The organism is Helicobacter pylori, from assembly GCF_001998165.1.
Lineage (GTDB): Bacteria > Campylobacterota > Campylobacteria > Campylobacterales > Helicobacteraceae > Helicobacter > Helicobacter pylori_DL.
Map to the genome: position 1 here is coordinate 1 of NZ_MTWR01000089.1, position 4,822 is coordinate 4,822.

Below are 4,822 nucleotides of genomic sequence, written 5' to 3' on the forward strand. Positions count from 1 at the left end.
GGAATTTCATCCCTATTGATGCGTTTTTAGAACAAACTCTTAACTCAAAGGACAAACCATGATTAAAAAATGCCTTTTTCCTGCCGCTGGCTATGGCACGCGCTTTTTGCCGATCACTAAAACCATTCCTAAAGAAATGCTGCCCATTGTGGATAAGCCTTTAATCCAATACGCTGTAGAAGAAGCGATGGAAGCGGGCTGTGAAGTGATGGCGATCGTTACGGGTAGGAATAAACGAAGTTTAGAAGATTATTTTGACACGAGCTATGAAATAGAGCATCAAATCCAAGGCACTAACAAAGAAAATGCCCTAAAAAGCATTCGTAACATTATAGAAAAATGCTGTTTTTCCTATGTGCGCCAAAAGCAAATGAAAGGCCTAGGGCATGCGATTTTAACCGGAGAAGCCCTCATAGGCAATGAGCCTTTTGCGGTGATTTTAGCCGATGACTTGTGCATAAGCCATGATTATCCCAGCGTGCTAAAGCAAATGACTTCATTGTATCAAAAATACCAATGCTCCATTGTAGCCATTGAAGAAGTAGCGCTAGAAGAAGTTTCAAAATACGGCGTGATCAGGGGCGAATGGTTAGAAGAGGGGGTGTATGAGATTAAAGACATGGTGGAAAAACCAAGCCAAGAAGACGCCCCAAGCAACCTAGCCGTGATAGGGCGCTACATTTTAACCCCAGATATTTTTGAAATTTTAAGCGAGACGAAACCGGGTAAAAACAATGAAATCCAAATCACAGACGCTTTACTCACTCAAGCCAAAAGAAAGCGCATCATCGCTTACCAATTCAAAGGCAAACGATACGATTGCGGGAGCGTGGAAGGCTATATTGAAGCGAGTAACGCCTATTATAAAAAACGCTTATAAATCTTATCAATATGGGTAATTTGACTTATTACGCTTACATGTATTTGATCCTCTTTGTATGCTTGCTGCCTGTGTTATTGGTGGGGCTTGTTTGGAGGCTTACTCGCCCTCCCTTAAAGCAAGAGATCCCTAATAAAAACCTCTCTTTGGAAAATTTAAACGAACAAATCAAAAACCTTCAAAGCGTGCCAGCTTTAGAAAAACTGAAAAACCGCTTCAATGAGCGTTTTAAAATCTGCCCTAAAGACAAAGAAACTCTGTGGCTAGAAACGATCCAAAACTTAGTCGCTTCAGAATTTTTTGAATTAGAAGACGCTATTAATTTTGGGCAAGAATTAGAAAACGCTAACCCTAATTACCAACAAAAAATCGCTAACGCTACCGGCTTAGCCCTTAAGAATAAAAAAGAAAAAGGATAGAATTGGACTTTTTAGAGATTGTAGGACAAGTCCCTTTAAAAGGGGAGGTAGAAATTTCTGGGGCGAAAAACTCCGCGCTCCCCATTTTAGCCGCCACGCTTTTAAGCCGCCAAGAAGTCAAAATCAAATCTCTGCCCCAAGTGGTGGATATAAAAGCGATGGCGTTATTGTTGCAAAATTTAGGCGCAGAATTAGAATGGCTTAACCCACACACGCTCCAACTCAGCGCCAAATCCCTGCACCACACCGAAGCCACTTACGATTTAGTGCGTAAAATGCGCGCTTCCATTTTGGTTTTAGGCCCACTATTAGCGCGTTTTAAAGAATGCTTGGTGAGTTTGCCCGGTGGGTGCGCTATAGGAGCAAGGCCTGTGGATTTGCATTTAAAAGCAATGCAACAATTAGGGGCTGAAATCAAAATTGAGCAAGGCTATATCCATGCAAAAGCCCCTAAAGGCTTGAAAGGGAATGATATTTTATTTGATAAAATCAGCGTTACAGGCACAGAAAACGCCCTCATGGCTGCAAGCTTAGCTCAAGGGATCACGCGCATCATTAACGCCGCTAAAGAGCCAGAAATCGCTCAATTGTGCGCGTTTTTACAAAGCGGAGGCGTAGAAATTGAGGGCGTTGGCAGCAGTGAGCTAAAGATTAGGGGGGTAGAAAGCGACGCTTTAAATTTAAAAGACATTCAAATCATACCGGATAGGATTGAAGCAGGCACTTATGTGTGCGTGGGGGCTATCACTAACAGCCAACTTAAAATCAATCGTATCATTCCTAACCACCTTCAAGCGATCACCGACAAGCTCATAGAAATTGGTTTTTCGCTAGACATTCAAGAAAATTCTATAGAAATTTACCCGGCCAAAAAACGCCAAGCCTTTGAAATCACCACGAAAGAATACCCGGGCTTTCCCACAGACATGCAAGCGCAATTCATGGCGTTAGCCACGCAGTGTTTGGGGACGAGCGTGATTGAAGAGACGCTTTTTGAAAACCGCTTCATGCATGCGAGCGAGTTGCAACGCTTGGGGGCTAATATCAGCCTAAAAACGAATGTGGCTACCATTAGCGGATCCACAGAGCTTACCGGAAGCGATGTGATGGCGACGGATTTAAGGGCTTCTTCGGCTCTCGTTTTAGCCGCTTTAGTGGCTAAGGGCGTGAGTAGGGTGCATAGGATTTACCACTTGGATAGGGGTTATGAGAGATTAGAGGATAAAATCAACGCCTTAGGGGCAAAAGTGTTGCGTTTAAAAGAAAAATAATCCAAGATTTGGTTACAATAGCTAGAATATTTTTCAATTATTACATAAGGAGCTTTTATGCGTATTGAGCATGATTTCATTGGGCAAATGGAAATTAGCGACGAGGTTTATTACGGGATTCAAACTTTAAGAGCGAGTGAAAATTTTTTCATCACCAACGACAAGCTTTGCAGTTATCCTGTTTTTATCAAATCTTTCGCTCAAGTCAAAAAAGCGGCTGCTTTAGCGAATGCGCAATTAGGCTTGATTGATGAAAAGCTTAAAATTGCGATTTGCCATGCGTGCGATTTGTTGATTGATGGCAAATACCATGATCAATTTATTGTGGATATGATTCAAGGGGGGGCTGGCACAAGCACGAACATGAACATGAATGAAGTGATTGCTAATTTGGCTTTAGAATACATGGGGCATAAAAAGGGCGAGTATGAATTTTGCCACCCCAACGACCATGTCAATCGCTCTCAATCCACCAATGACGCTTATCCTAGCGCGTTAAAAATCGCTATTTATGAGCGCTTGAGTAATTTAGTCGCTCCCATGAAGGCTTTAAGGGACGCTTTCGCTCAAAAAGCTAAGGAATTTGCTCATGTGATTAAAATGGGGCGCACCCAACTTCAAGACGCTGTGCCTATGACTTTAGGCCAAGAGTTTGAAACTTACGCTTTGATGGTTGATAGGGATATTGAGCAGGTTTTAGACGCTAGGAATTGGGTAAGAGAGCTTAATTTAGGCGGAACGGCTATTGGCACAGGGATCAATTCGCACCCGGATTATCGCAGTTTGATTGAAAAGAAAATCCAAGAAGTAACGGGCCGCCCCTTTGTCATGGCTAATAACTTGATAGAAGCCACTCAAAGCACGGGGGCGTATGTGCAAGTGAGTGGGGTGTTAAAGCGTATTGCAGTGAAACTTTCTAAGGTTTGTAACGATCTCAGGTTGCTTAGCTCAGGCCCTAGAGCCGGACTGAATGAAATCAATTTGCCTAAAATGCAGCCGGGCAGCTCTATCATGCCCGGTAAAGTCAATCCGGTGATTCCTGAAGTGGTCAATCAAGTGTGCTTTGCGGTGATTGGGAATGATTTGAGCGTGGCGTTAGCCGCAGAAGGAGGGCAATTGCAACTCAATGTGTTTGAGCCGGTTATCGCTTATAAGCTTTTCCATTCCTTTGTGATTTTGGGGCGTGCGATTGAAACCTTAACGACTAAATGCGTGGAAGGCATCACGGCTAATGAAAAGATTTGCCACGATTATGTCTTTAACAGCATTGGCATTGTTACCGCGCTAAACCCTCATATCGGCTATGAAAAATCCGCTATGATCGCTAAAGAAGCCTTAAAAAGCGATCGCTCTATCTATGACATCGCTTTAGAAAAGAAAATCTTAACCAAAGAGCAACTGGATGATATTTTCAAGCCAGAAAACATGCTAAGCCCTCACGCTTTCAAAAAACATAAAGACTGAACGCTTTGCAACTTTCACGCCTTCAAATTTTACGCTCCCTTTATATGGAGCGTCTTTTGGGCGAAACTTACACCAATATCAGCCTTACCAAGCCCCAAAATAAGCCCCTTAACAAACAAGTTCATGAGGGTATAGAAAATTGCAATTTGTGCAAACGCTACCAACATTCAAAACCGGTGATTGGGCTTTTTAACCCCACTTCCAAGCTCGCTTTTATCACGCTCACCCCCATGCTGGATAGCCAATTACATTTCTTAAACAATTTAAAAGCGGCCATGTTGGAGAGCATTATCCAAAAGGTTTTTAACTACCCCTTAAAAGATTGCAGTATTTTATCGCTCCTTAAATGCGACTCTAACAGCCTCAATTTAGAAGAAGAAATCAATGCATGCCTGCCTCATTTAACATGGCAATTAGACAACAGCGCTTCAAAAGTCATTGTGGTATTTGGCGAGATTTTGCCCAAACGCCTTTTAAACCTTTCTAAAGAAGAGTCCTTTGGGCGCATCGTGTCTTTAAAAACCAAACATTTTTTAAGCACCCATGCTTTAGAGGACATGCTCAAAAACCCCACGCTCAAAAAAGAAGCGTTAGCACATTTTAAAATAGCGCTCCAATTTCTTAATCAGTCTTAAAATACGCCTTATTTTTTAACCCATCTCCTTATGGCGCGCAACAAAGGCAAGGATTTTTGATAAGCTTTGCGATAGATTTTAAAAGTGGTGTTTTGAGAGAGTTCCAACAAAGGCGAAGCGTTTTGTAATAGGCGCTCATAATTAACCCTCAAA

General features: G+C 42.3%; 5 protein-coding genes. All 5 read left to right on the forward strand.

Features of this window, described 5'->3' with window-relative positions:
• The first annotated feature begins 58 nt into the window (after nucleotides 1-58).
• Genes galU through BZK24_RS08225 form a run of 5 tightly spaced genes read left to right on the forward strand, consistent with a single transcriptional unit; the run spans nucleotide 59 to nucleotide 4,669 of the window.
• Complete coding sequence (gene galU / locus BZK24_RS08205; protein WP_000591498.1) at nucleotides 59-880, forward strand: UTP--glucose-1-phosphate uridylyltransferase GalU; 822 nt, start codon at nucleotides 59-61, stop codon at nucleotides 878-880.
• A gap of 11 nt (nucleotides 881-891) precedes the next feature.
• Nucleotides 892-1,299: a hypothetical protein gene (locus BZK24_RS08210; protein ID WP_000527545.1), complete on the forward strand. Its 408-nt coding sequence runs from the start codon at nucleotides 892-894 to the stop codon at nucleotides 1,297-1,299.
• Nucleotides 1,300-1,301: 2 nt separating this feature from the next.
• Nucleotides 1,302-2,570, forward strand: a complete 1,269-nt coding sequence (gene murA / locus BZK24_RS08215; RefSeq protein WP_077657133.1) for a UDP-N-acetylglucosamine 1-carboxyvinyltransferase — start codon at nucleotides 1,302-1,304, stop codon at nucleotides 2,568-2,570.
• 57 nt (nucleotides 2,571-2,627) lie between these two features.
• Nucleotides 2,628-4,034, forward strand: coding sequence for an aspartate ammonia-lyase (gene aspA / locus BZK24_RS08220; protein ID WP_077657134.1), 1,407 nt, complete (start codon nucleotides 2,628-2,630; stop codon nucleotides 4,032-4,034).
• Between the two features lie 44 nt (nucleotides 4,035-4,078).
• On the forward strand, nucleotides 4,079-4,669 hold the full coding sequence (locus tag BZK24_RS08225) for a uracil-DNA glycosylase family protein (protein ID WP_077657136.1): 591 nt from the start codon (nucleotides 4,079-4,081) through the stop codon (nucleotides 4,667-4,669).
• The last annotated feature ends 153 nt before the right edge of the window (nucleotides 4,670-4,822 follow it).